The 22,712-nt window shown below is 61.4% G+C and carries 28 protein-coding genes and 1 tRNA gene; 11 read left to right on the forward strand and 18 right to left on the reverse strand.

Going from position 1 to position 22,712, the window contains the following annotated elements:
- Positions 1-8: 8 nt before the first annotated feature.
- From SJY36_RS01530 to SJY36_RS01575, 10 genes are all read right to left on the reverse strand, one after another.
- Entirely contained in the window at positions 9-461 is a 453-nt protein-coding gene (locus tag SJY36_RS01530; protein WP_005851160.1) for an urease accessory protein UreE, read from the reverse strand.
- Positions 462-470: 9 nt separating this feature from the next.
- Positions 471-2,180 carry an urease subunit alpha gene (gene ureC / locus SJY36_RS01535; RefSeq protein WP_386172623.1) on the reverse strand — a complete coding sequence of 570 codons (1,710 nt, stop codon included), beginning with the start codon at positions 2,178-2,180 and terminating at the stop codon, positions 471-473.
- A 24-nt stretch (positions 2,181-2,204) separates the two neighbouring features.
- The gene (locus SJY36_RS01540) at positions 2,205-2,510 is read right to left on the reverse strand and encodes an urease subunit beta (RefSeq protein ID WP_386172625.1); all 306 of its coding nucleotides are present in this window, start codon (positions 2,508-2,510) and stop codon (positions 2,205-2,207) included.
- Positions 2,507-2,692 (reverse strand): hypothetical protein, encoded by a 186-nt coding sequence (locus SJY36_RS01545; RefSeq protein ID WP_005851166.1) that lies wholly within the window; start codon positions 2,690-2,692, stop codon positions 2,507-2,509. Before SJY36_RS01545 ends, SJY36_RS01540 begins: the two co-directional genes overlap by 4 nt.
- 27 nt (positions 2,693-2,719) lie before the next feature.
- The gene (locus SJY36_RS01550; RefSeq protein WP_037943068.1) at positions 2,720-3,022 is read right to left on the reverse strand and encodes an urease subunit gamma; all 303 of its coding nucleotides are present in this window, start codon (positions 3,020-3,022) and stop codon (positions 2,720-2,722) included.
- Between the two features lies 1 nt (position 3,023).
- Positions 3,024-3,896 (reverse strand): urease accessory protein UreD, encoded by an 873-nt coding sequence (locus SJY36_RS01555; protein ID WP_386172627.1) that lies wholly within the window; start codon positions 3,894-3,896, stop codon positions 3,024-3,026.
- Positions 3,897-4,049: 153 nt separating this feature from the next.
- Positions 4,050-5,363, reverse strand: coding sequence for a TRAP transporter large permease subunit (locus SJY36_RS01560; protein WP_288960093.1), 1,314 nt, complete (start codon positions 5,361-5,363; stop codon positions 4,050-4,052).
- Positions 5,360-5,926, reverse strand: coding sequence for a TRAP transporter small permease subunit (locus SJY36_RS01565; protein WP_064216317.1), 567 nt, complete (start codon positions 5,924-5,926; stop codon positions 5,360-5,362). Before SJY36_RS01565 ends, SJY36_RS01560 begins: the two co-directional genes overlap by 4 nt.
- Positions 5,927-6,038: 112 nt before the next feature.
- On the reverse strand, positions 6,039-7,076 hold the full coding sequence (locus SJY36_RS01570) for a TRAP transporter substrate-binding protein (protein ID WP_386172629.1): 1,038 nt from the start codon (positions 7,074-7,076) through the stop codon (positions 6,039-6,041).
- A gap of 195 nt (positions 7,077-7,271) precedes the next feature.
- On the reverse strand, positions 7,272-8,126 hold the full coding sequence (locus SJY36_RS01575; protein WP_005851175.1) for a helix-turn-helix domain-containing protein: 855 nt from the start codon (positions 8,124-8,126) through the stop codon (positions 7,272-7,274).
- A 93-nt stretch (positions 8,127-8,219) separates the two neighbouring features.
- Here SJY36_RS01575 and pobA point away from each other — a divergent pair, with 93 nt between their 5' ends.
- On the forward strand, positions 8,220-9,389 hold the full coding sequence (pobA, locus tag SJY36_RS01580; RefSeq protein WP_386172632.1) for a 4-hydroxybenzoate 3-monooxygenase: 1,170 nt from the start codon (positions 8,220-8,222) through the stop codon (positions 9,387-9,389).
- 101 nt (positions 9,390-9,490) lie between these two features.
- Here the strand turns inward: pobA and SJY36_RS01585 are convergent, their stop codons facing one another.
- Together SJY36_RS01585 and SJY36_RS01590 are read right to left on the reverse strand one after the other, a co-directional pair.
- Entirely contained in the window at positions 9,491-10,471 is a 981-nt protein-coding gene (locus SJY36_RS01585; RefSeq protein ID WP_184583302.1) for a zinc-binding dehydrogenase, read from the reverse strand.
- A 21-nt stretch (positions 10,472-10,492) separates the two neighbouring features.
- Positions 10,493-11,086, reverse strand: coding sequence for a TetR/AcrR family transcriptional regulator (locus tag SJY36_RS01590; protein ID WP_386172634.1), 594 nt, complete (start codon positions 11,084-11,086; stop codon positions 10,493-10,495).
- 121 nt (positions 11,087-11,207) lie between these two features.
- Here SJY36_RS01590 and SJY36_RS01595 point away from each other — a divergent pair, with 121 nt between their 5' ends.
- Positions 11,208-11,462: a hypothetical protein gene (locus tag SJY36_RS01595; protein ID WP_386172636.1), complete on the forward strand. Its 255-nt coding sequence runs from the start codon at positions 11,208-11,210 to the stop codon at positions 11,460-11,462.
- Positions 11,463-11,743: 281 nt separating this feature from the next.
- On the opposite strand, the gene SJY36_RS01600 is transcribed toward SJY36_RS01595, so the two are convergent.
- Both SJY36_RS01600 and SJY36_RS01605 read right to left on the reverse strand, forming a co-directional pair.
- Positions 11,744-11,819, reverse strand: a tRNA-Ala gene (locus SJY36_RS01600).
- A gap of 116 nt (positions 11,820-11,935) precedes the next feature.
- Complete coding sequence (locus tag SJY36_RS01605) at positions 11,936-12,262, reverse strand: TIGR02300 family protein (protein WP_005851186.1); 327 nt, start codon at positions 12,260-12,262, stop codon at positions 11,936-11,938.
- Between the two features lie 112 nt (positions 12,263-12,374).
- On the opposite strand from SJY36_RS01605, the gene SJY36_RS01610 reads away from it, so the two are divergent.
- Positions 12,375-13,073, forward strand: coding sequence for a M48 family metallopeptidase (locus tag SJY36_RS01610; RefSeq protein WP_237278239.1), 699 nt, complete (start codon positions 12,375-12,377; stop codon positions 13,071-13,073).
- A gap of 56 nt (positions 13,074-13,129) precedes the next feature.
- The gene (locus SJY36_RS01615; RefSeq protein WP_005851189.1) at positions 13,130-13,780 is read left to right on the forward strand and encodes a GntR family transcriptional regulator; all 651 of its coding nucleotides are present in this window, start codon (positions 13,130-13,132) and stop codon (positions 13,778-13,780) included.
- Positions 13,781-13,801: 21 nt separating this feature from the next.
- Here the strand turns inward: SJY36_RS01615 and SJY36_RS01620 are convergent, their stop codons facing one another.
- The 3 genes from SJY36_RS01620 to SJY36_RS01630 form a co-directional block, all read right to left on the reverse strand.
- Complete coding sequence (locus SJY36_RS01620) at positions 13,802-14,764, reverse strand: acetyl-CoA carboxylase carboxyltransferase subunit alpha (RefSeq protein WP_005851191.1); 963 nt, start codon at positions 14,762-14,764, stop codon at positions 13,802-13,804.
- Between the two features lie 64 nt (positions 14,765-14,828).
- Complete coding sequence (locus SJY36_RS01625) at positions 14,829-15,428, reverse strand: LysE family translocator (RefSeq protein WP_235602511.1); 600 nt, start codon at positions 15,426-15,428, stop codon at positions 14,829-14,831.
- Between the two features lie 104 nt (positions 15,429-15,532).
- Complete coding sequence (locus SJY36_RS01630) at positions 15,533-16,492, reverse strand: L-malyl-CoA/beta-methylmalyl-CoA lyase (protein WP_386172639.1); 960 nt, start codon at positions 16,490-16,492, stop codon at positions 15,533-15,535.
- A 249-nt stretch (positions 16,493-16,741) separates the two neighbouring features.
- Between SJY36_RS01630 and dgcN the strand changes: the two genes are divergently transcribed.
- The 3 genes from dgcN to SJY36_RS01645 are packed head-to-tail and all read left to right on the forward strand — an operon-like array spanning position 16,742 to position 19,618.
- Positions 16,742-17,743 (forward strand): N-acetyltransferase DgcN, encoded by a 1,002-nt coding sequence (gene dgcN / locus SJY36_RS01635; RefSeq protein WP_064216388.1) that lies wholly within the window; start codon positions 16,742-16,744, stop codon positions 17,741-17,743.
- Positions 17,744-17,788: 45 nt separating this feature from the next.
- A complete protein-coding gene (gene dgcA / locus SJY36_RS01640) occupies positions 17,789-18,754 on the forward strand; it encodes an N-acetyl-D-Glu racemase DgcA (RefSeq protein WP_386172641.1) in 966 nt (321 codons plus the stop codon).
- A 3-nt stretch (positions 18,755-18,757) separates the two neighbouring features.
- On the forward strand, positions 18,758-19,618 hold the full coding sequence (locus SJY36_RS01645; RefSeq protein ID WP_005851201.1) for a D-amino-acid transaminase: 861 nt from the start codon (positions 18,758-18,760) through the stop codon (positions 19,616-19,618).
- Positions 19,619-19,649: 31 nt separating this feature from the next.
- On the opposite strand, the gene SJY36_RS01650 is transcribed toward SJY36_RS01645, so the two are convergent.
- Entirely contained in the window at positions 19,650-19,964 is a 315-nt protein-coding gene (locus SJY36_RS01650) for a DUF1244 domain-containing protein (RefSeq protein WP_132997512.1), read from the reverse strand.
- A gap of 280 nt (positions 19,965-20,244) precedes the next feature.
- Here SJY36_RS01650 and pyk point away from each other — a divergent pair, with 280 nt between their 5' ends.
- The 4 genes from pyk to rplT all read left to right on the forward strand — a co-directional run bounded on the left by pyk (position 20,245) and on the right by rplT (position 22,675).
- Positions 20,245-21,690 (forward strand): pyruvate kinase, encoded by a 1,446-nt coding sequence (pyk, locus tag SJY36_RS01655; protein ID WP_278374852.1) that lies wholly within the window; start codon positions 20,245-20,247, stop codon positions 21,688-21,690.
- A gap of 44 nt (positions 21,691-21,734) precedes the next feature.
- Entirely contained in the window at positions 21,735-21,962 is a 228-nt protein-coding gene (locus SJY36_RS01660) for a hypothetical protein (protein WP_005851207.1), read from the forward strand.
- Positions 21,963-22,093: 131 nt separating this feature from the next.
- Entirely contained in the window at positions 22,094-22,294 is a 201-nt protein-coding gene (rpmI, locus tag SJY36_RS01665; RefSeq protein WP_005851209.1) for a 50S ribosomal protein L35, read from the forward strand.
- Positions 22,295-22,309: 15 nt separating this feature from the next.
- The gene (gene rplT, locus SJY36_RS01670; RefSeq protein ID WP_005851211.1) at positions 22,310-22,675 is read left to right on the forward strand and encodes a 50S ribosomal protein L20; all 366 of its coding nucleotides are present in this window, start codon (positions 22,310-22,312) and stop codon (positions 22,673-22,675) included.
- Positions 22,676-22,712 lie beyond the last annotated feature (37 nt).

Raw genomic sequence — 22,712 nt, forward strand, 5'->3', positions numbered from 1 at the left:
CGGCGGGCCTAATGTGCGTGGCTGTGGGTGCGCCCGTGGCCATAGGCCCCGCCTTCGGGAATGAACGGTTCGGACACATCCCGCAACGTCGCGCCGAGCTTGGTCAGCATGTCGCGGATCACGTGGTCGTTCTGGATCAGCAGGCGGGCGGGTTCAAGCTGGCAGGGGCAGTGCCGGTTGCCGATATGCCATGCCAGCCGCACCAGATCGTCGCCGGTGATTTCCAGCAAGGCTTCCTTGGCCGCGATGACCTCGATGATCTGCCCGCCTTCAAGCTCGAACGCATCGCCGTGGTTTAGCGATTCCGTATGGGCGAGGTCCACGAGGAACCCGCGATTGTGGCTGGTCAGCAGGCGTTTGCGGCGCAGGAAGCGGTCGTCATAGGTGAGCACGCAGCTGTCATCCGCATGGTCCCACTGGCCGTGGCGCTTGATCGTATGGGCGGGGGGAAGGTCGGTCATCTAGGGGCCTCAGAACATGAAATAGCGTTGCGCCATGGGGACGGTCTCAGCGGGCGCGCAGGTCAACAACTCGCCGTCCGCGCGGACTTCGTAGGTTTCGGGGTTCACCTCTACCTTGGGGGTGGCCGCGTTGTGGATCAGATCGGATTTCCCGATATTGCGGGTGTTTTGCACGGCGATGGTTTGCTTGCGCAGGCCAAGGCTGTCGCGCAGCCCGTTCGATTGCGCGGCTTCCGAAATAAAGGTCACCGCGCAATGCTGCAGCGCGCTGCCATAGGCCCCGAACATCGGGCGGGTATAGACCGGCTGCGGTGTGGGGATCGACGCATTCGGATCACCCATCTGCGCCACGACGATCATGCCGGACATCAATACCATTTCGGGCTTCACGCCAAAAAAAGCGGGGTTCCACAGCACCAGATCGGCCTTCTTGCCGACCTCGATCGACCCGACCTCGCGGCTGACACCATGGGCGATGGCGGGGTTGATCGTGTATTTCGCGATATAGCGTTTGACGCGGAAGTTATCGTTGTCGCCGGTTTCTTCCGGCAAGCGCCCGCGCTGCTTGCGCATCTTGTCAGCGGTTTGCCATGTGCGGATCAGCACCTCGCCCACACGTCCCATGGCCTGACTGTCAGAGGCGATGATAGAGAAAGCACCGATGTCATGCAGGATATCCTCGGCGGCAATCGTCTCGCGTCTGATCCGGCTTTCGGCAAAGGCGACGTCTTCGGGGATGGATTTATCAAGGTGGTGACAGACCATGAGCATGTCCAGATGCTCTTCGAGCGTGTTCACCGTGAAGGGGCGCGTCGGGTTGGTCGAGGACGGCAGCACGTGCTCCTCGCCGCAAATCTTGATGATGTCGGGGGCGTGGCCACCGCCTGCGCCCTCGGTGTGGAAGGCGTGGATGGTCCGGCCCTTCATCGCGCCAAGCGTATGTTCGACAAAGCCAAATTCGTTCAGCGTGTCGGTGTGGATCATCACCTGCACGTCCATATCGTCGGCGACCGACAGGCAGCAGTCGATGGCGGCAGGGGTGGTGCCCCAATCCTCGTGCAGCTTCAGCGCGCAGGCCCCGCCGTTTACCATTTCAACCAGCGCGCCGGGTTGGCTGGCGTTGCCCTTGCCCGAGAGACCGATGTTCATCACCACACCGTCCATCGCCTGCAACATGCGCCCGATATGCCACGGGCCGGGGGTGCAGGTGGTGGCGAGCGTGCCATGCGCAGGGCCGGTGCCGCCGCCAAAGCAGGTGGTCACACCGGAATGCAGCGCGTCCTCCATCTGCTGGGGGGCGATAAAGTGGATGTGGCTGTCGAAACCGCCCGCGGTGAGGATGCGTCCCTCGCCTGCGATCACCTCGGTCCCCGGTCCGATGATGATGTCGACGTTGGGTTGGGTGTCGGGGTTGCCCGCCTTGCCAATTGCCGCGATGCGCCCGTCTTTCAGCGCCACATCCGCCTTGTAGATGCCCGAATGATCCACGATCAGCGCGTTGGTAATGACAGTATCCACCGCACCGTTTGCCCGCGTCACCTGCGACTGGCCCATCCCGTCACGGATCACCTTGCCGCCGCCGAACTTCACCTCTTCGCCATAGGTGGTCAGATCTCGTTCCACCTCGATGATCAGATCGGTGTCGGCCAGTCGCAGCCGGTCGCCCGTGGTGGGGCCGTACATCGCTGCGTATTCAGAGCGGGGGAGTGTGGTGGTCATAGGTCTCTCTTTCCTCGAAGCGCCTTAGAGCGCGCCCATCACTTCAGCGTTGAACCCGTACACCTTGCGGTCGCCCGCGAGCGGGATCAGTTGCACCTCGCGGCGTTGACCGGGTTCAAAGCGCACGGCGGTGCCGGCGGCGATGTCCAGCCGGTGACCACGCGCGGCGGCGCGGTCAAAGTCGAGCGCGGGGTTGGTTTCGGCAAAGTGGTAGTGGCTGCCGACCTGCACGGGCCGGTCACCGGTATTGGCAACCATCAGGGTGACGGCCGTGCGATCGGCGTTCAGGGTGATGTCCCCCGCGGCGCACAGTACCTCTCCGGGGATCATTTGCGCGCCTTGCGAGGGGCCTTGACCCGCCCGCGCAGGGCGATGGCCGCGGCGGTTGCGATGACGGCGAGCCCCATGAAGACAGGCATCCATTCGGCCCCGTGGGGGGCGATATGCACACCGGGGTGGGCAAGGGCAGGGCCAGCCATCAGGGCGGCGGGCAGGATCATCAGATGTTTCATAGCAGGGGCCTTTCTTGCGAATGGGGTCTAGCGGATAGGGTTGTGCACGGTGACCAGCTTGGTCCCGTCGGGGAAGGTGGCTTCGACCTGTACGTCGTGGATCATCTCGGCGATGCCCTCCATACAGTCGTCGCGGGTGATGACCCGGGCACCGGCCTGCATCATCTCGGCCACGCTGCGGCCATCGCGCGCGCCTTCGACGACGGTGTCGGTGATCAGGGCAATCGCCTCGGGGTGGTTCAGCTTGACGCCACGGGCCAGACGCTTGCGCGCGACTTCGGCCGCCATGGCGATCAGCAGTTTGTCTTTTTCACGGGGGGTCAGCTGCATGTCAAAGCATCCATGTTTTAGGAGGGGCCGCGCCGTGCAGGCGGGCGATGATCGGCACCAGAGACTGGCGCAGGATGTAACTGTCGGGCGCGAGGAGCCGCGCATAAAGCACGCCGTCGCGGATCAGGCTGGCACCGGCGCTGGCAGGCAGCAGCGCGCGCAGAGGGGCAAGCAGCGCTTCGGCATCGGGGGCGGCGTAGATCACGCTGGCCATGGCGCAGTTGCCGCGCGCCGTGGCGGTGCCTGCAAGCTGTGCATGGATATCGCCGGACAGACGCACGGCATCGGCAAAGATAGGCTGCCCGTCGCGGCGGATCGTGATGTTATCGGCAAAGCGCGCGTCGCGCAGCGTTTCGCCCATGGAGACGCGGCCAAAGACCAGCGGCTCTACGCCGAAGAAACAGGCATCGCCCGTCAGGTCCACCTCCAGCTTGCGGCGCAGGGCGGAGCCGTTGAACAGGATCGTTTCCTGCGGCAGCCAATCGATCCGGGCCCCCGCTTTTGCATCCAGCCGCGTGGTCATCTGCGCCATGGGGCCGGGTTGCGCCAGATAGACGCGCTCGGCCGCTTGGCTGGTCAGGGTCAGCCGGCTGCCCGCACCCGCCGTGGCGTGGATCGACAGCTCATCGCCGCCCGTCATCCCACCCGAGGTATTGAGGAAAACCCCCGTCAGCCCGCCCGCCGCCGCGCGCGGAAACAGCGCCTTGAAGCAGCCTTGTTGGTAGAGATCGCCAATCACGGACGCGCCGCCATAGGTCTTGCTGCTGATGCACAACGCCCCGCGGGCGCGGGGTTGCATCGGCACGGCAAGAGCCTGATCGGTATGGGCGGCGATGTTGATGGGGGGCCTCGTCCAGCTGAAAATAACTCCCATCTGGATAGCGTGATTCCCGTCGGGTGCGATCCGAAACGGGCATTTTTGGCGCAATTTCAGGCTGTATTTTGACGGCTGCCTATTATTTGAGCATATCCCGTCAGGGGCTTTGACCCGCAGCCGTGCCGCGGGTCAAAGCAGGTGTTTACAGGTCTACCCGTAGAAATACTTGGGCAGATAGGTCGCGATCTCGGGGATCAGGATGATCAGCAAGACCCCGATCAGCGTCACGATCACGTAAGGCGTCACAGAGGCATAGATATCGCCCATTGTGACATCCGGCGGGGCCACCCCTTTGAGGTAAAAGAGGTTAAAGCCGAAGGGCGGGGTCATATACCCGACCTCCATCATGATGATGAAGAGGATGCCGAACCAGATCGGATCAAAGCCATAACTCTGCACAACGGGCAGGAATACAGGCAGGGTGATCAGCATGATCCCCACCGGATCCAGCACCATCCCAAGGATGAAGAGCACCGCCAGCATGAACACCAGCGACCCCCAACGCCCACCGGGCACAAGGTTCATCATGTCTTGGATCAGGCTTTGTGCCCCAAGCGCGGTATAGGCCGTGCTGAAGGCGTGGGCCGCGAAAAGGATCCACATGATCAGCGCGGTCAGTTTCAGCGTCGCGACAGAGGCGTCGCGGATCACGACCCATGACAGCTGCCGGTTCACGCCCGTGGCGACCATTGCGCCAAAGACGCCGATGGCGGCGGCTTCGGTCGGCGTCGCGTAGCCGCCGAAGATGGCCCCCAGCACGATCACCACGATCAGGATCGGCAGGATCACCGCCTTGAGAGACCGCAGCTTCTGCCCCCAGTTCGCGCGTTCCTCTTTCGGGAGGGCGGGGCCCAGTTCCGGCTGCATCCAGCAGCGCCCGCCGATATAGACGGAGACGAGGAAGAACAGCAGCAGCCCTGGCCCGATACCGGCCGCGAACAGACGCCCGACCGACACTTCGGTCAGCAGCGAATACAGCACCATCAGGATCGACGGCGGGATCAGGATGCCCCAGCCTCCGCCCGCGTTGATCGCCCCAAGCGCGAGCTTCTTGTCATAGCCGCGTTCCAGCATCTTGGGCAGCGCGATGGTCCCCATCGTGACAACCGCCGCACCCGAGATGCCCGACATGGCGGCAAAGATCACGCAGATCAGCACCGTGCCGATAGCCAGACCGCCGCGCAGCCCGCCCCACCATTCGTGCATCATATCGTAAAGATCATTCGCGACCCCCGATTTTTCAAGCAGGATCGCCATGAATACAAACAGCGGAATTGCCATCAGCGTCGGGGATTGCATCGTTTCCCACATTTTGGAGGCGAGCAGATAGAACCCCAGATCGCCCATTTCCGCATAGAGGAAGATGACCGATATCCCCCCAAGGGCAAAGGCCAGCGGCGTGCCGAGCATCACAAACAACAGCAGCGCGCCAAAGAAAAGCATGGTCAGGATTTCAACGCTCATGACTGGCCTCCTGCGGCTTGGGCGGCTTGGGTGTCGCCGGTGGCCGGTTGTCCAAAGATCGCGGGATCATTGGGCAGCCCCATCAGGGTGCGCACATCGGCCCAAAGGCGTACGAAGCCCTGCAACAGCAGCAGCAAGGCGGCGACCGGGATCAGCGATTTTGTCGGCCACAGCGGGGCCTTCCAGACAGAGTTCGACCGCTCCATATCCGCGATGGCCTCGGACGCGATGTCATAGCCTTGCCACAGCAGCACGCCGACAAATATCAGGAACAGCGGCCATGTCACGATGTCCACCAAGGCTTTGCGTTTGGGGGAAAACTGGCCGTAGATGATATCGACGTTCACGTGGCCTCGTTCGGTCAGCAGATAACCGCCCCCGATGATCGCATAGACACCAAAGATCAGCGTCGCCAGTTCGGCAGTCCAGATGGCGGGCTGCCCGATCAGATATCGCATGACCACATCGGCCAGCAGCAGGGCAAAAATGATCAGCACGCAAAAGCTGATCCAATAGCCGATAATGCGGTTCAATTGCGTGATGAAGCGCGCAAGTTTAAACAAAACGTTTCTCCCTCAAGACATAAAAGAAGCCGCCCGAAATGCAGGGACATGTCAGGCGGCTACATTGATTTTCTCTGTGGCATCACCGGGGTTTAACCCCCGGATCAGGCCCCTAGAGGTAGCCGAGGTCGGTCATCAAGGTTTTGTAGATATCAGCCGCCTTGGCCGCGCGTTCGCCTTTCTGCGCCTCTGTGTCGAGGATCTTGGCCGAGGCATCGGCAAGGATCGCCAGAACGTCGTCGGGCAGTTCGGATACTTCGATGTTGTTCTCGGCGATGCCCGAAGAGATCGCGATAGCTTCGGCGTGCTGGTATTCGGCCGAGCGCTGGAAGAACCGCGTCTCCATCGTGTCGAGCAGGGCAGTGCGCAGATCGTCCTCCAGCCCGTCGACGGCGTCCATATTCAGGATAAAGGCGTCGGTGGTCTGACCAAGCGCGGGTTTGTAGTGGTATTTGCAGACCTCCCAGAGGGACATGGATTTCGCCCCCACGGCAGCGCCCCAATGCGCGCCATCCACAACGCCCGAGCTGAGCGATTGATAGAGTTCGGACCCGGGGATGTATTGCGGCGCGGCACCGGCGGATTGCAGGTAATCCAGCATCGTACCCGACGACCGCAGCTTGAGCCCTTTGAAGTCTTCGGCGGATTCGATCTTCTTCGACACGACGATTTCGACGGGCAGGACCTTTTCTGTCTTCATCATCACGCCATCGGCGTTCAGGTCTTCGTTCACCAGCGCCTCAAGGCCAAGGTTCTTGACCGCGTGTTCCATTTCCCAAGCCTGACGGAAGGTGCCGGGGATGCCGAACAGGAAGGACGCGGCTTGCGCCTGATCTTGCACATAGGACGGGCTGACCGTCCCCATCGGCACCACGCCCTTGCGCACGATATTGTAGATGTCGGGGCCTTTGGCGAATTCGCCAGCACCCAGCAGATCCATTTTGAACGCGCCTTCGGTGCGCGTCTCAAGCACTTCGGCCAGTTTGCCAAGGCTGTCGGTGAAAGAGCTGGACGCTTTGGGCCAATGCGCTTGCACGCGCCAGTTGACCTTGCCCTGCGCGATCCCTTTGCCGACCAGCGCCGGTGTCGCCAGCGCGCCAAGAGCAGCGCCGCGCAGCATGGTGCGACGGTTCATATTGCCTTTTGTCATTCTATTTCCTCCCAGAAACTTCGGTTTCTCTTATCTGCGCGGCACGGGTTGCGCAGGCTCCCTAACGTCACCTTCACGTATCATTTGGGGTAGGTCAAACGGCTGTTAGCGATAACGGTTAATAATTCTGACATTTGTCAGTTTTGTGAGCACGGATTTGCCGAGACTTCAACCTGTGGTCCTTTGGCCGCGATCTCAGGTTACGAATTGCTGGCGGTATTGCGATGGGGTCACCCCCTGCACGGTGCGGAAACGGCGCGAGAAATAGGACGGATCGGCGAACCCCAGACGGTAGCCAACCTCGGCCACCGACAGACGGGTGAAGGCCAGCATGCGGCAGGCTTCCTCGACATGGCGGGCTTCGATATAGGCGGTGGCGGACAGCCCCTTTGCCGCGCGACACAGGCGCGACAGATGTCCGGTGCTGATCCCGAGGGTGCTGGCAAAGTCCTTGGCCGTCCAGCCGGCACTGTCGGGATCGCCGATAAGCTGGTCGAGCCGCGACAGGCGATCATCCTGCGGTGCGTCGTTGCTGCGGTTTTGCGTGGTCCCCCATGCCGCGATGCTGGCCAGAACCGCATGCCCCAGCCCCACGGCAATCTGCGCCCGAAACGGTGCCCCCGTCTGGGCCGCCACGGTTTCCAGCTGGGTCATCAGCGCGATCAGCGGGCCCGCGGCGCGACCAACCGTCGGCTTGGTCAGCGCCTGCGCGACCTCGGCATTGACGGGCCCGATGCTGTGCAGGATCGCAATGGGAAAGGATTGCACCATGCCTTGGGTATTGGGAGCAAAGTCGAAACTATGCACCATGCGGGGCGGGATAAAGACGACCGATCCCTGCGTCAGGGCAAATCGGTCGCCATCGATATTCGCCGTGCCACCCCCCGAAAGGATGTAGAGCACCTGCGCCAGCTGCGCGTGCCGATGCGGCGCGATGTGCCATGCGTGATCCGGTGCGCGGTCCTTGATCCGTTCGCAATGGAGGACATCGGGAAAGCCTTTGGTTTCGCCAAAAAGCGCATAGCTGGGGATCGGTGAAAGCTCTGTCATGCACGGATTGTACCAGCAATTGCGCTAACGATCCATTCATCATGCACGTTCCGTACAATAGGTTAACCCGAAAATCGGGCAGGGAGCAGCTATATGAAAACGGAAGTCGTCATTATTGGCGGCGGGCCATCGGGCTTGCTGCTGTCGCAATTGCTGAACGACGCAGGCGTCAGCACTGTCGTGCTTGAAAGGACCACCCGTGAACACGTGCTGTCACGTATCCGCGCGGGCGTGCTTGAGGATGGCACAATGAACCTGCTGCGCCACGCCGGTGTCGGTGCGCGGATGGACCAACAGGGCTTGCCGCACAAAGGCTGCTACCTGACCGACAACGACCTGATGGTGCATATCGATTTCCACAAGCTGATCGGCAAGAAGGTCATGGTCTATGGCCAGACAGAGGTCACCCGCGATCTGTACGACGCACAGGACCGGATGGGCACCACGATCATTCACGAGGTCGAGGATGTGGTGATCGACGGTGCGGACAGCAATGCGCCCACGGTATCCTTTACCAAAGACGGCCAGCGGCAAGAGATCAGCTGCACTTACGTCGCGGGCTGTGATGGGTTCCATGGCGTCAGTCGCGCGACGATCCCCGCCGCCAAACGCCGGGAGTTTGAACGGGTCTACCCCTTTGGCTGGCTGGGGATTCTGTCGCGCACGAAACCGGTGAACGATGAATTGATCTATGCCAGTTCGGCGCAGGGCTTCGCTCTGGCCTCCATGCGCAGCGCAAGCCTGAGCCGCTATTACATTCAGGTGTCGTCGACCGAAAAGGTCGAGGAGTGGAGCGATGACCGCTTCTGGGAGGCACTGAAGCAACGTTTGCCGCGACCTGTATCAGAGGCGCTCGTGACCGGCCCGTCGATCGAGAAATCCATCGCGCCGCTGCGGTCCTTCGTGAGCGAGCCGTTGCGATGGGGAAACCTGTTTCTGGTGGGGGATGCCGCGCATATCGTACCGCCCACCGGTGCCAAAGGGCTGAACCTCGCGGTGTCCGATGTCTTCTATCTGCATGACGCGCTGATTGCCGCGTTGAAGCGAGGGGATCACAGCGGGGTAGACGGTTATTCCGCCCATGCGCTGTCGCGGATCTGGAAGGCGATGCGGTTCAGCTGGCAGATGACAACAATGCTGCATCAGTTCGAGGGCGAAGACAGTTTCGCCCCGCAGATGCGGCGGGCGTCGCTGGCCCATCTGGCGCAAAGCGAAACAGCGCGGCGCGATCTGGCAGAGAATTATACGGGGCTGCCGTTCTAAAGACCGCGGCCACTCAAGCTAGAGTACCAAATTAAAAGCAGGGCGGCCCCTGATCCCGGATCAAGGGCCGCCCCGTTTGGTGCTGTGGTATTCGGCTGCGTTTAGCCGCGGATCATCACCTTGCCGGGGCGGCCCGGTGTCAGCGAGGCTTTGAGCGCACCCGAAAGATCATCCAGCCCGAACTGCCCACCGTCTTCCAACACCAATTCGCCTTTGGCGACCAGCGTGACCAGTTCAGTGATCAGGCGCTTGCGCTCTTCGGGGTCCATATCGCCGCTCACGCGCGAGCCCCAGAAGCCTTTGACGGTGATGTGCTTCATGATCAGCGCGCCAGAGTTCAGCGGCATCGGCGCACCGGTCGCGGTCCCGAACACGACAAGTTCTCCGTCCAGTCCCAGCAGATCGACCAGATCAGCCGAGATATCGCCCCCCACGGAATCGATCGCGGATGCGGCCCCTTTTTCGCCAATGATCTCGCGCGCTTTATCCTGCCAGCCCGCTTCCGAGGTCGACAGCACGTTGTCGATGCCCAGATCCGTCAGCTCTTTCACAGCATCTTCGCGCCGCACGAGGTTCAGCAGGTTGATGCCGCGGCTTTTGGCGAGCGTGGTCATGATCTTGCCGACGGCCCCGTTTGCAGCGGTTTGGACGATCCAGTCGCCTTTCTGCGCCTTGAGCGTTTCCAGCAGAGAGATGGCGCTGAAGGGCATCGCGATCAACTGTGCGCCAGCAACATCCGAGATCGCGTCGGGCAGGGGCAGAACACCAGTGGCGGGGGCGACGAAGTATTCGGCCCATGTGCCATGCACGCCCGCGATCGACACACGCTGGCCGATCATCGCGTCGTCCACGCCTTCACCGACAGCCTCGACGGTGCCAAGCGCTTCGCTGCCGGCAATCGCGCCGGGAAGCTCGGGCTTGTAGCCGTAGTTGCCGCGGATGGTCCAAAGGTCGTGGTTGTGGATTGGCGACAGGGTCATCTTGACCAGAACCTCGCCCGCCCCTGCGGTAGGGGTGTCGACATCGGTCGCTTCGATGACGTCGATGGGTTCGCCAAAGCTGTTGTGCACTGCTGCTTTCATGGGGGTCTCGCTTTCTTTGGTTTATCGTATGGTTAGAAAATCGGTGGTTTCTGACAAAGCCTGCTGCAAGGGGATCTGATCCTGCGACAGTTTCGACAGGATCGCGGCCCCCAGAAACTTGGCGTAGAGCATCTGCGCTGCTGCCTGCGGATCATCGACCGGCGGGACGGAGCCTTCTTCGGCCCCGGCAACCAGCAGCTGCGCAATGCGGCCGACCAACTGCGCCACGCCATCATCCAAGATGCGGCGCATGTCGTCGGACAGATCGGCAACCTCGGCCCCAAGCTTCACAACGAGGCACTGGTTGGCGATGCCTTCGGAATGGGCATGGGCCAGCCACGCCGACCAGAAGGACAGCAGCTTGTCACGGGCAGAACCCGACCCGCTGCACAGCGCATCCATGCGCGCCAGATAATCGTCGACATAGTCGTGCAGTAAGGCCTGGCCAAAGGCATCCTTGGACGGAAAGTAATAATAGAACGACCCCTTGGGGACTTCACTTTCCCTCAGGATGCGCGCCAGCCCGACAGCGCCAAACCCGTGCTTGCTGATCAGCGCACGTCCGGCGGTCAGAATCTTTTGCCGCGTTTGATCTGATTTCTTTTGCTCTGTCATACGGGGGAGGTAAGAAGTAATAGACCGGTCGTCTAGTGGCGCGGCCAATTTAATTTTGTGCGCGGCTGCTCCTTGCCGTACAGCTTGGGATGGGGCGGCGTTTCAAGGGGCAGGGTGCGCAATGGGAAAGGTGACGGACCGAGCGGTCATATGGGTGTTTTGCGTTTCAGGCGTGCTTTGTCTCGGGATCATCGCATTCCTTGCGGTGCAGCACTGGGTCGAAAGCATCCCCTACACCGACACATGGGCCTATTTCCGCAACTACCACCCGATCCGGCACAAGCTGCTCGTGGCGTTCGGATGGGTCTTCGCCGCCGTCAGCGTGACCGCGGGCGTTGTATACGTAGGTAGGCTGGCGATGCGTCGAAAACGCTGACGCGCGTCAGTCAGCCCCGGGTGGTGGGTGGCGTGTGTGCTGGAATGTAGGGTGGTGTTTGGTGGAGCCTAGCGGGATCGAACCGCTAACTCAGAGTGCCCGCCTCGCGGGCGCGCGTCAGTCAGCCTCGCGTGTTGCGTGACGTGTATGCTGGAATGTAGGGGGAAGTTTGGTGGAGCCTAGCGGGATCGAACCGCTGACTCAGAGTGTCCGCCTCGCGGACGCGCGTCAGTCAGCCTCGCGTGGTGCGCGACGTCTATGCTGGAATGTAGGGTGGTGTTTGGTGGAGCCTAGCGGGATCGAACCGCTGACCTCCTGCATGCCATGCAGGCGCTCTCCCAGCTGAGCTAAGGCCCCATCGTGGATCAGAGATCCGGGAAGTGTATCAACCATTCAAGGCCGATGCGCCGCTGAATAGGCGGTCGCGAAGGCGGGATCAAGAGGAAAATCTATCCCGCCCTCGCAAAATTCAATCAATCTTCGTCGTCAGATGCAACGTCGGCGATTTCTTCGAGTGGAACGGTATCATCATCGTCGTCGTCATCGTCCAGGATGTCGTCGTCCAGATCCACATCTACATCGTCGTCATCTACCAATGTCTCGTCATCATCCACATCGCCCTTCTTGGCTTTGGCGGTGACGGCATCTTCGGCATCTGCTGCGATCATGCGAGATTTGGAGTTATCCACCTCGACCACTTCGCCGGAGTAAGGGCTGATGATCGGATCTTTGTTCAGGTCGTAGAACCGCTTGCCCGTTGTGGGGCACAGGCGCTTGGTTCCCCATTCTTCATTGGGCATCGAAGTCCCCTTTTTGAAAGTGTTGTTGCGTATAGATGATTCAGGCCAAGTGCCATATGAGATAGGCACTGTCAAAGGCAATCGCCACCCCATCGCGACCCGGAACCCTGAAATGCCTGATCCTGTCCTGCCCGGAAACCCGCCTATCCCGCTGATCCTGCGCCGCTCTGCGCGGGCACGGCGGATATCATTGCGGATATCGCAGCTGGATGGGCGGGTGACGCTTACCATGCCGAAACGCTTGAAAGAGGCAGAGGGAATCGCCTTTGCCCGCGAGAAAGAGGCGTGGATTCGGCAACATCTGGAAGCGCGTGGCGCTGATGTTCTGGTGGGCATCGGGGCAGAGTTTCCCTTGGGCGGTCGGATGCTGCGGGTTGAAGCCGGGCAGGGCAGACGGGTGGTGCTGGGGACCGATACGATTTCCGTGCCCGGCCCTGCAGCGCGTGTGCCGACCCGGCTTGCCGCGCATTTGAAAGAGCTCGCGCGGGACCGGCTGACTGGGGCCTGCGACGATTATAGTGCGCTGCTGGGGCGGCCGTACAGCAAGCTAACCTTGCGGGATACGCGGTCGCGGTGGGGGTCTTGCACCTCGGACGGGGGGCTGATGTTTTCGTGGCGCTTGATCCTGACGCCGCCCGACGTGCTGGATTACGTCGCCGCCCACGAGGTCGCGCATCTGGCGCAGATGAACCATTCGCCCGCCTTCTGGGCCGAGGTCGAACGGATTTACGGACCCTATCAAGAGGCGCGTGGCTGGCTGCGCACCCACGGCAGTGACCTGCACCGGTTCAAGTTTACCACGCAGGCATAGGTCTCGCCCGCGTTTGCGACATTGACGCAGCGGCGATTCGTGATCACAACGGCGATATGAACCTGAACCCTCGCCCCCTTGATGCACATCCTTTGGCCCATGACCGTGTCTATCGGCAGTTGCGGACCCGCATCATGCACGGCGATTTGGCCCCGGGACAGGCGCTGACCCTGCGGGGAATCGGGAAGGAATACGAGGTGTCGATGACCCCCGCCCGCGAGGCCGTGCGGCGGCTGGCGGCGGAAGGGGCGCTGACCATGTCGGCCTCTGGCCGGATATCGACGCCGGAGTTGAGCAACGAGCGGATCGAGGAGCTGGCCGCCCTGCGTGCCCTGATCGAGGTGGAGCTTGCGAGCCGCGCCCTGCCGCGGGCCCACCTTGCGCTGATCGACCGGATGCAGGCGATCAACAATGCCATCTCGGATGCGGTGATCCACCGTGACGCGGTGAGCTATATTCGCACCAATCTGGAGTTTCATCGCACGCTGTACCTGCGGGCGCAGGCCCCTGCGATGCTGGCGATGGCTGAAACGGTCTGGCTGCAGATGGGCCCGACGATGCGGGCGCTTTACGGGCGGCTCAGACGGACAGAGCCGCCGCATTTTCACAAGCTGATTATCGCGGCGCTGCGCGCGGGCGACGAACCCGGTTTGCGGCTGGCAGTGCGCACCGATGTGACCCAAGGTCTGCGGATGCTGGCGACGTGATGCGCCAGCGGGCGGCGTAGATTACGCCGCCAGCCCCTTGGCCCCGAGGTCGAGGAATTTCTTGCGACGATCTGCCACCAGCGCCTTCGGGTCTTTGCCCGACAGGTCATCCAGCATCGCGGCAATCGCCTTGCGCACCGATGCAATTGCCTCTTTCCGATCCCGATGCGCGCCGCCACGGGGTTCGGGGATGATGCGGTCGTTGACGCCCAGTTGTTTCAGATCTTGCGCGGTCAGGCGCAGCGCTTCGGCGGCCTCGCGCATTTTCTCGGCATCTTTCCACAGGATCGATGCGCAGCCCTCGGGCGAGATCACGGAATAGACGGAATGTTCCAGCATGGCGACGCGGTTCGCCGTGGCAAAGGCAACCGCCCCGCCTGACCCACCTTCACCGATGATGACAGAAACGAGCGGCACACCGATCTGCAAGCATTTCTCGGTCGCGCGGGCGATGGCTTCGGATTGGCCCCGCTCTTCCGCGCCTTTACCGGGGTAGGCACCGGGGGTGTCCACCAGCGTGATCACGGGCAGCCCGAACTTGTCGGCCAGCTCCATGAGGCGCACGGCTTTGCGGTAGCCTTCGGGGCGGGCCATGCCGAAATTGCGTTCGATACGGGATTTGGTGTCGTTGCCCTTTTCGTGGCCGATCACGACGACAGGCGTGTCGTTGAACCGTGCCAGACCGCCCATGACCGCAAGATCATCGGCAAAGTTCCGGTCCCCCGCCAGCGGGGTGTATTCGGTAAAAAGGGCTTCAATATAGTCTTTGCAATGGGGCCGGTCGGGGTGACGTGCCACCTGACATTTGCGCCACGGCGTCAACGACTTGTACAGATCGTCAAGCATTTGGTGGGCTTTTTCGTCCAGCGTTTTGGCTTCGGCGCTCACGTCCATCCCTTCGGAGGACCGCGCCAGAGCGCGCAGCTCTTCCGCTTTGCCTTCCACTTCGGCCAGTGGTTTTTCGAAATCCAGATACTGTGTCATCACCTGCTCCGCGCTTTGTTCAGGGCTATATGGCGTTGATTTGCGGTCTTTGCAACGGAACCTGTCAGCTGGCCGGCCAAAGGGCGGGCAGCAGCGACGCCACAAGCAGCGCGGCCATGGTCACGTTAAACACCCGCAAACGCCGGGGATTGGTTAGAAAACGGGCCATCTGCCCGCCAAGAAGGGTCCAAAGGGTGACCGACGGCAGCGCCATCACCGCCACGACAAGCGCCGTGATCACCAGCGGCAATATGCCGGCAGAGGGCACGTAGATCGTGATGATGCTGAGCCCGAAGGCCCAGGCCTTGGGGTTGACCCATTGAAACCCCGCCGCTTGCAGAAAGCTCAGCGGTTTGGCGTTCGGGTCTGCGCTTTGCACCGGGGCGGCGGTGGCAATCTTATAGGCGAGGTAGATCAGATAGATCAGGCTCAGGATCTTGAGCACCGTATAGATGACGGGAAAGGCGTCAAACACGCGGATCAGGCCAAAGCCCACCAGCAGCAACATGACCATAAATCCAAGGGTGATGCCCATCATATGCGGGACCGTGCGCGCAAAGCCGAAGTTCGCGCCCGATGCCATCAGCATCAGGTTGTTCGGCCCCGGCGTGATAGAGGTGATCAGCGCGAAAAGCGCGAGCGCAGAGAGGACATCGATGGTCATGCTGCCTTGATGCCCCAAGCCGCGGGGCATGCCAAGCCCGCTTTGCTGCGGGGGAGGTGGCGCGGCGCGAGGGTCGCCTCGCGCCGCTGCTCAGTATCGCGGGGTTAGCGCGAGGCGATCATCTCGGACTGGCGCACGATGACTTCGGCCTGTTTGATGCTGGCGATATCGACCAAACGGCCCTTGTAGACGGTCGCGCCTTCGCCGTTGGCCTTGGCTGTTTCCATCGCGGCCAGAATCTCGCGCGCTTCGGCGACGGCTTCGTCGGAGGGGGTGAACACCTCGTTCGCGACGGCGATCTGCTTGGGGTGAATGGCCCATTTGCCGACCATGCCCAAGGTCGCCGACCGGCGCGCCTGCGCGCGGTAGCCTTCGTCGTCCGAGAAATCACCGAACGGACCGTCGACCGGCAGCACGCCGTGGGTCCGGCAGGCGGCGACGATGGCGGTCTGCGCCCAATGCCACGGATCGGACCAATGCTTTGTCCCGTCGCGCAGCATGTAATAGTTTTCTTGCGTGCCACCGATGCCGGTCGTCTGCATCCCCATCGAGGCGGCAAAGTCGGCGGCACCAAGGCTCATCGCTTGCAGGCGCGGGCTGGCGGCGGCGATCTCTTCGACGTGGGCGATGCCTGCGGCCGATTCGATAATCACCTCGAACGAGATTTTCTTGGTGCGGCCCTTCGCGGTTTCGATCGCCGTGACCAGCGCGTCGACAGTATATACGTCAGCGGCACAGCCGACCTTGGGGATCATGATCTGGTCCAGACGCTCGCCCGCCTGCTCCAGAAGGTCGACGACATCGCGGTACCAGTAAGGAGTATCCAGCCCGTTGATCCGCACGGACAGTGTTTTGTTGCCCCAGTCTACATCGCTGATCGCCTTGATGATATTGGCGCGGGCGCTGTCCTTGTCCGTGGGGGCGACACTGTCTTCCAGATCAAGGTTGATCACATCGGCGTCGGAGCTTGCCATTTTTTCGAAGATTGCCGGGCGCGAACCGGGGCCAAACAATTGGCAGCGGTTGGGACGTGCAGGTGCTGTAGGCTGGATGCGAAAGCTCATATGCGGAATCCTTGAGTAATAAAGTTACGACTTGATTGCCTTGGGTGGTATTAAATTGCGCTGCGCCCTGCAAGGGTGATCTCGCACCTGCAGCATCGGCGGCTGAATTTCTGTGCACAGTTCTTGCTTGGATGGTCGAATACCCGCAAAATTCCCGCGCCATCTCTTGCGCCTACCATTCATTTGCAACCTTATCGCGCCGAAAGGCTGCGAAACTGAGCCAAAGCCAAATTGCAGGAGCATGTGATCATGATCAAAACACCTTATCTTCTTTTTCTGGGCGACGCGCCGGATCACCTTGCGGTTAAAGTGGCGCAGGGCATCAAGGACTGGCGTCCTGAAAATGCCGTCGGTCAGCTGCGGCTGGACGGGTGCAAGGCGGATCTGGGTCTGACCGATATGACGCTTGCGCAAGCGAAAGAGGCAGGCGCGCAGACCCTGGTGATTGGCGTCGCCAACCGCGGGGGCACCATTAGCGCCACATGGCGCGCCGTGCTGGTCGACGCGCTGGAGGCCGGTTTCGATCTGGCATCCGGCTTGCATAACCTGCTGCGCAACGAGCCAGAGCTCGTGGCCGCCGCCGAGAAACACGGGCGCAGCTTGCATGATGTGCGTATCCCGTCGGTGCAGTACCCGATTGCGAATGGCGTCAAACGCAGCGGCAAGCGCGTGCTGGCGGTCGGGACCGATTGTTCGGTCGGCAAGATGTATACCGCGCTGGCGCTGGACGCGGCGATGAAAGAGAAGGGGCTGAAAAGCAGCTTCCGCGCGACGGGCCAGACCGGTATCCTGATCACCGGCGAAGGTGTGCCTTTGGATGCCGTGATCGCGGATTTCATGGCCGGCTCGATCGAGTATCTGACCCCCGACAATGACGATGATCACTGGGATATCATCGAAGGGCAGGGCAGCTTGTTCCACGTGTCCTATTCCGGTGTCACCATGGCACTGATCCACGGCGGCCAACCCGATGCTCTGATCCTGTGCCACGAGCCGACCCGCAAGACCATGCGCGGCCTGCCCGACTACACGCTGCCCACGTTGGAAGAAGTGCGCGACGTGGCACTGACGCTGGCAAAGGTTGCCAACGCAGGCTGTCAGGTGGTCGGTATCTCGATCAACACCCAGCATCTGTCGGAGGCAGAGGCAGACGCCTATCTGGCCGAGGTTGAACAACGCTTGGGCTTGCCAGCCGTGGACCCGTTCCGCCAAGGTGCCGCGAGATTGGCGGAGGCTTTGGCAGCCCTCTGATCGGCCCTTCGGGGAGAGTTTAAGTGGCAAAATGAAGGAGCGGATATGCGTATTGAGGTAAGCCGGGATGTCTTTCGTCTGGCGCAGGTCTTTACCATTTCGCGTGGATCGCGGACCGAGGCGCAGGTGCTCACGGTGAGGATCACCGATGGCGGCGTGACGGGGTGGGGCGAATGTGTGCCCTATGCCCGGTATGGCGAGACGCTGGAGTCGGTCACGGCAGAGATCGAAGCGCTGAGCGGGCCGCTGACGCGTGATGCGCTGTATGACCTGCTGCCGGCTGGTGCCGCGCGCAATGCAGTGGATTGTGCCCTGTGGGATCTGCACGCCAAGCAGGCGGGTAAACCTGTGTGGGAACTGGCGGGGCTGGCGCGACCGGGACCCGAGATCACGGCCTTTACCCTGTCGTTGGATAGCCCCGAAAAGATGCGCGAACAGGCCGCCTTGCATGCGCATCGCCCGCTGTTGAAGATCAAGCTGGGCACGCCGGATGATATGCCCCGCCTTGAGGCTGTGCGCGCCGGTGCGCCTGATGCGCAGATCATCATCGATGCGAATGAGGGCTGGTCGGCAGAGGTTTATGCCGATCTTGCCCCGCATCTGGTGCGGCTGGGTGTGTCATTGGTTGAACAGCCTTTGCCCGCAGGGGATGACGATGCGCTCGTCGGGATGGAGCGGCCCGTGCCGGTCTGTGCCGATGAAAGCTGTCATGACCGTGCGAGCCTTGCTGCGCTGAAGGGCAAATACGATGTGGTCAACGTCAAGCTGGACAAGACCGGTGGTCTGACCGAGGCGCTGGTGCTGCGCGATGCGGCTGTCGCGCAGGGCTATGAGGTCATGGTGGGGTGCATGGTCGGGTCGTCGCTCGCGATGGCTCCGGCGGTGCTGGTGGCACAGGGGGCAAAGGTCGTGGACCTTGACGGCCCGCTGCTTCTGGCCGAAGACCGCGACAACGCTTTGACATTTGACGCCGCCGGGGTGCATCCGCCTGCGGCCAAGCTTTGGGGATAAGACATGCGGACTGTATATGTGAACGGTGAATACCTGCCCGAGACCGAAGCCAAGGTTTCGATCTTTGATCGCGGGTTTCTGATGGCGGACGGGGTCTATGAGGTCACCAGCGTGCTGGACGGCAAGCTGATCGACTTTGACGGCCATGCCATCCGGCTTAGCCGGTCGTTGAACGAGCTACAGATGCGCAACCCGATCTCGAAGGAGGACCTTCTAGAGGTCCACCGCGAGCTGGTGCGCGTGAACGAGATCGACGAGGGGCTGATCTATTTGCAGATCACCCGCGGGTCGGACGGGGACCGCGACTTTGCCTTCCCCGATCCCGAGACGACAGAGCCGACGATTGTCTTGTTCACCCAGTCCAAGCCGGGTCTGGCCGACAGCCCCGCCGCCAAGAAAGGTGCCAAGATCATCAGCATCGAAGACATCCGCTGGGGCCGTCGCGACATCAAGACGGTGCAGCTGCTGTATCCGTCGATGGGCAAGATGATGGCCAAGAAGGCGGGCTGCGATGATGCCTGGATGGTCGAGGACGGCTTTGTCACCGAAGGCACCAGCAACAACGCCTATATCGTGATGGGCAACAAGATCATCACCCGCGCCCTGAGCAACGAGATTTTGCACGGCATCACCCGCGCTGCGGTTCTGCGTTTTGCCAAAGAGGCGCAGATGGTGGTGGAAGAGCGTAACTTTACCATCCACGAAGCGCAGCAGGCGGATGAGGCGTTTACCACCTCCGCCAGCGCCTTTGTCATGCCCGTGGTCGAGATCGACGGCGTGGCCTTGGGCGATGGAACACCGGGCAAGGTCGCGCCGCGTCTGCGCGAGATCTATCTGGACGAGATGCGCAAGGCGGCGGTCTAACCCGCCTTGCCAAGGGGCTGGCTGCGCGCGGTCAGCCCTTTTCGCCGACGTTCTGTTCGAAGGCGACCTTGAACGCCTCTTTCTGCGCGTCCTTCGCGTCGGTCTGATAGTTGGCTTTCCATGCGTCCATGGTCATGCCGTAGAATAGCTCGCGCGCTTCATCCTTGCCCATGTCGATCCCGCGTTCGTTTGCGGCTTCTTGATACCAGCGCGACAGGCAGTTGCGGCAAAATCCGGCCAGGTTCATCATGTCGATGTTCTGCACGTCCGTGCGGTCTTGCATCAGGTGCTGTTGCAGCCGGCGAAACGCCGCAGCCTGAAGTTCGATTTCCTGTTGTGTGGGCATTATGCTCTCCTGCGTGTGGGGTGGGCCCAAGCTATGGGTTGGCCGGTGCGGGTTCAAGGCGGCGGGCCGTGAATGTGGCGCGGCCTTCCGCCGCCCGCTGTCATCGTGCTGTCATACTGTGGTGGGCATAGACGGGGCGGGCGATCTTCGCTAAGTGTTAACGCTAACACATGTTAACGCTAACTTATTTACTATCCACTCTGACCGCCGCGCGTGTTAGACCCGTGGCAATAAGCGCAGGGGCTGCCAAAGCCCGCAGATGAAAAGGGACGTCACCAGTATGAAACGCACGCGGAATGTCAAAGTAGTTGCCACCTTGGGTCCGGCCTCGGACACGCACGAGACGATATCGGCACTGTTTCACGCGGGCGCGGATGTGTTCCGGTTGAACATGAGCCATGGCAGCCATGACGAAATTCGGATCAAGCACCAGATCATCCGCCAGATCGAAGAGGAAACGGGATCCACGATCGGTATTCTCGCGGATCTTCAGGGGCCAAAGCTGCGTGTGGGTGTCTTTTCGGGGGACAGCGAATTGCTGGTCGAGGGCGCGTCCTTCCGGCTGGACCTGGACGAGGCAGAGGGCAATGCCCGCCGCGTGTGCCTGCCGCACCCCGAGATTTTCCAGGCGCTTGAACCGGGCGCATCGCTGTTGGTCAATGACGGCAAGATCCGCCTGAAGGTCAAGGAATGCGGCCCCGATTTCGCGGAGTGCGAAGTGATGATCGGCGGCGTGATCTCTAACCGCAAGGGCGTGAACGTGCCGGATGTGGTGCTGCCGCTGGCCGCCTTGTCGGAAAAAGACCGCGCTGATCTGGAATTCGTGTGCGAGCTGGGGGTCGACTGGCTGGCGCTGAGCTTTGTGCAGCGTCCCGAAGATGTGACCGAGGCGCGCGACCTGGCCAAGGGCCGTGCCGCATTGCTGAGCAAGATCGAAAAACCGTCGGCCGTGGACCGGTTCGAGGACATCCTGGCGGTGAGCGACGGTATCATGGTTGCGCGCGGTGATCTGGGGGTTGAACTGCCGGTACAGAACGTGCCGCCGATCCAGAAACGACTGGTGCGCAAATGCCGTGCGGCGGCAAAGCCGGTGATCGTGGCGACGCAGATGCTGGAATCGATGATCGAAAGCCCGATCCCCACCCGGGCCGAGGTATCAGATGTCGCGACCGCCATTTATGAAGGGGCCGATGCGGTGATGTTGTCAGCGGAATCCGCGGCCGGTGCCTATCCGGTCGAGGCGGTGCGCACGATGGATAACGTGGCCACCGAGGTAGAGCAGGATCCGACCTACACCCAGATTATCGAATCGTCGCGCAAGGTGGACCGCATGACCGTGGCGGACGGTATCGTTGCCGCCGCACGCGAGATTGCGGAAACCGCGAACATCAAGGCGATCTGTTGCTTCACCCAAAGCGGGACCACGGCGCTTTTGACCGCACGTGAACGCCCGCGGGTGCCGATCATCGCGTTGACGCCCCTAGTCAAGACCGCGCGCCGTCTGGCGCTCACTTGGGGCGTCAATTGCGTTCAGACCGGTACGCTGGAACGCTTCAAGATGGCCGTGGTCAGCGCCGCACGCGTTGCCCGTGACGAAGGCTATGCCGGGCCGGAGGATATGATCGTTGTCACCGCAGGCGTGCCTTTCAACGTCGAGGGCAGCACAAATATCCTGCGCGTCGCACCCTGCGACGAACGATTGATTTTTAATACCGATCCGGAATAACCTCTGGTCAGGTAACAAGAATATATCGAGCAAGGGCAGGAATAATGGATACTGATCTGATTTTGGTGATTGGTCTTGCCCTTGCTGTGCTTTCTATCCCCTCTGTCGTGTCGGCCTTCTCTGATGGCCGTGCGCCGCGCGCGTCGGCGTTGACGGTGCTGATCGCGGGTGGGATGATCGTCTATGCCATCAACACCCATCCGGGCGGCTATGCGTTGGAAGACGTGCCAGACGCCGTTTTGCATGTGATTGCGCGCTACAAGTTCTGGTAAGCGCAGGCGTTTCGCGCTTTTGCCCTTGCTTTGGGCCCCTGTCCCTCCTATACGCCAGCTTCGTTCCGCGCGTCCGGCCTTCGTGGCATGCCGAGTCGCGCACTTACCGAACTCAAGTTAAGGAGACGGAAATGCCCAAGATGAAGACGAAATCGAGCGCCAAGAAGCGCTTTAAGATCTCGGCGACCGGCAAGGTCATCGGCGGTCAGGCTGGCAAACAGCATGGTATGATCAAACGGACGAAAAAATTCATCCGTGACGCGCGTGGGACAACAGCTTTGTCTGCACCCGACGCCAAGATCATCAAGGGCTTCATGCCCTACGACCGCTAAGATAGGAGAGCCGATATGTCCCGTACAAAAGGTGGTGTCGTTACCCACGCCCGTCACAAAAAGGTAATCAAAGCAGCCAAAGGTTACTATGGCCGCCGCAAGAACACCTTTAAGGTCGCCCGCCAGGCGGTCGACAAAGCCAACCAATACGCCACGCGCGACCGTAAGAACCGCAAGCGGAACTTCCGCGCATTGTGGATCCAGCGGATCAACGCCGCTGTGCGCAGCCACGACGAAGCACTGACATACAGCCGCTTCATCAATGGTCTGTCCCTGGCTGGTATCGAAGTGGACCGGAAGGTTCTGTCCGACCTGGCCATCAACGAGCCCGAAGCATTCGGTGCCATCGTGAAGCAAGCACAAGACGCACTGGCCGCGTAAGCGCCCTTTGCCGACCCCAAGTTTTAGAACGCCGCCC

Origin of the sequence: Sulfitobacter sp. R86518, from assembly GCF_042466275.1 — a bacterium.
Taxonomy (GTDB): domain Bacteria; phylum Pseudomonadota; class Alphaproteobacteria; order Rhodobacterales; family Rhodobacteraceae; genus Sulfitobacter; species Sulfitobacter pontiacus.

Excerpts from the sequence above, each read along its gene's own strand:
- SJY36_RS01530 (WP_005851160.1), bottom strand. The coding sequence starts at position 461 with ATGACCGACCTTCCCCCCGCCCATACGATCAAGCGCCACGGCCAGTGG.
- ureC (WP_386172623.1), bottom strand. The coding sequence starts at position 2,180 with ATGACCACCACACTCCCCCGCTCTGAATACGCAGCGATGTACGGCCCC.
- SJY36_RS01540 (WP_386172625.1), bottom strand. The coding sequence starts at position 2,510 with ATGATCCCCGGAGAGGTACTGTGCGCCGCGGGGGACATCACCCTGAAC.
- SJY36_RS01545 (WP_005851166.1), bottom strand. The coding sequence starts at position 2,692 with ATGAAACATCTGATGATCCTGCCCGCCGCCCTGATGGCTGGCCCTGCC.
- SJY36_RS01550 (WP_037943068.1), bottom strand. The coding sequence starts at position 3,022 with ATGCAGCTGACCCCCCGTGAAAAAGACAAACTGCTGATCGCCATGGCG.
- SJY36_RS01555 (WP_386172627.1), bottom strand. The coding sequence starts at position 3,896 with ATGGGAGTTATTTTCAGCTGGACGAGGCCCCCCATCAACATCGCCGCC.
- SJY36_RS01560 (WP_288960093.1), bottom strand. The coding sequence starts at position 5,363 with ATGAGCGTTGAAATCCTGACCATGCTTTTCTTTGGCGCGCTGCTGTTG.
- SJY36_RS01570 (WP_386172629.1), bottom strand. The coding sequence starts at position 7,076 with ATGACAAAAGGCAATATGAACCGTCGCACCATGCTGCGCGGCGCTGCT.
- SJY36_RS01575 (WP_005851175.1), bottom strand. The coding sequence starts at position 8,126 with ATGACAGAGCTTTCACCGATCCCCAGCTATGCGCTTTTTGGCGAAACC.
- pobA (WP_386172632.1), top strand. The coding sequence starts at position 8,220 with ATGAAAACGGAAGTCGTCATTATTGGCGGCGGGCCATCGGGCTTGCTG.
- SJY36_RS01585 (WP_184583302.1), bottom strand. The coding sequence starts at position 10,471 with ATGAAAGCAGCAGTGCACAACAGCTTTGGCGAACCCATCGACGTCATC.
- SJY36_RS01590 (WP_386172634.1), bottom strand. The coding sequence starts at position 11,086 with ATGACAGAGCAAAAGAAATCAGATCAAACGCGGCAAAAGATTCTGACC.
- SJY36_RS01595 (WP_386172636.1), top strand. The coding sequence starts at position 11,208 with ATGGGAAAGGTGACGGACCGAGCGGTCATATGGGTGTTTTGCGTTTCA.
- SJY36_RS01605 (WP_005851186.1), bottom strand. The coding sequence starts at position 12,262 with ATGCCCAATGAAGAATGGGGAACCAAGCGCCTGTGCCCCACAACGGGC.
- SJY36_RS01610 (WP_237278239.1), top strand. The coding sequence starts at position 12,375 with ATGCCTGATCCTGTCCTGCCCGGAAACCCGCCTATCCCGCTGATCCTG.
- SJY36_RS01615 (WP_005851189.1), top strand. The coding sequence starts at position 13,130 with ATGAACCTGAACCCTCGCCCCCTTGATGCACATCCTTTGGCCCATGAC.
- SJY36_RS01620 (WP_005851191.1), bottom strand. The coding sequence starts at position 14,764 with ATGACACAGTATCTGGATTTCGAAAAACCACTGGCCGAAGTGGAAGGC.
- SJY36_RS01625 (WP_235602511.1), bottom strand. The coding sequence starts at position 15,428 with ATGACCATCGATGTCCTCTCTGCGCTCGCGCTTTTCGCGCTGATCACC.
- SJY36_RS01630 (WP_386172639.1), bottom strand. The coding sequence starts at position 16,492 with ATGAGCTTTCGCATCCAGCCTACAGCACCTGCACGTCCCAACCGCTGC.
- dgcN (WP_064216388.1), top strand. The coding sequence starts at position 16,742 with ATGATCAAAACACCTTATCTTCTTTTTCTGGGCGACGCGCCGGATCAC.
- dgcA (WP_386172641.1), top strand. The coding sequence starts at position 17,789 with ATGCGTATTGAGGTAAGCCGGGATGTCTTTCGTCTGGCGCAGGTCTTT.
- SJY36_RS01645 (WP_005851201.1), top strand. The coding sequence starts at position 18,758 with ATGCGGACTGTATATGTGAACGGTGAATACCTGCCCGAGACCGAAGCC.
- SJY36_RS01650 (WP_132997512.1), bottom strand. The coding sequence starts at position 19,964 with ATGCCCACACAACAGGAAATCGAACTTCAGGCTGCGGCGTTTCGCCGG.
- pyk (WP_278374852.1), top strand. The coding sequence starts at position 20,245 with ATGAAACGCACGCGGAATGTCAAAGTAGTTGCCACCTTGGGTCCGGCC.
- SJY36_RS01660 (WP_005851207.1), top strand. The coding sequence starts at position 21,735 with ATGGATACTGATCTGATTTTGGTGATTGGTCTTGCCCTTGCTGTGCTT.
- rpmI (WP_005851209.1), top strand. The coding sequence starts at position 22,094 with ATGCCCAAGATGAAGACGAAATCGAGCGCCAAGAAGCGCTTTAAGATC.
- rplT (WP_005851211.1), top strand. The coding sequence starts at position 22,310 with ATGTCCCGTACAAAAGGTGGTGTCGTTACCCACGCCCGTCACAAAAAG.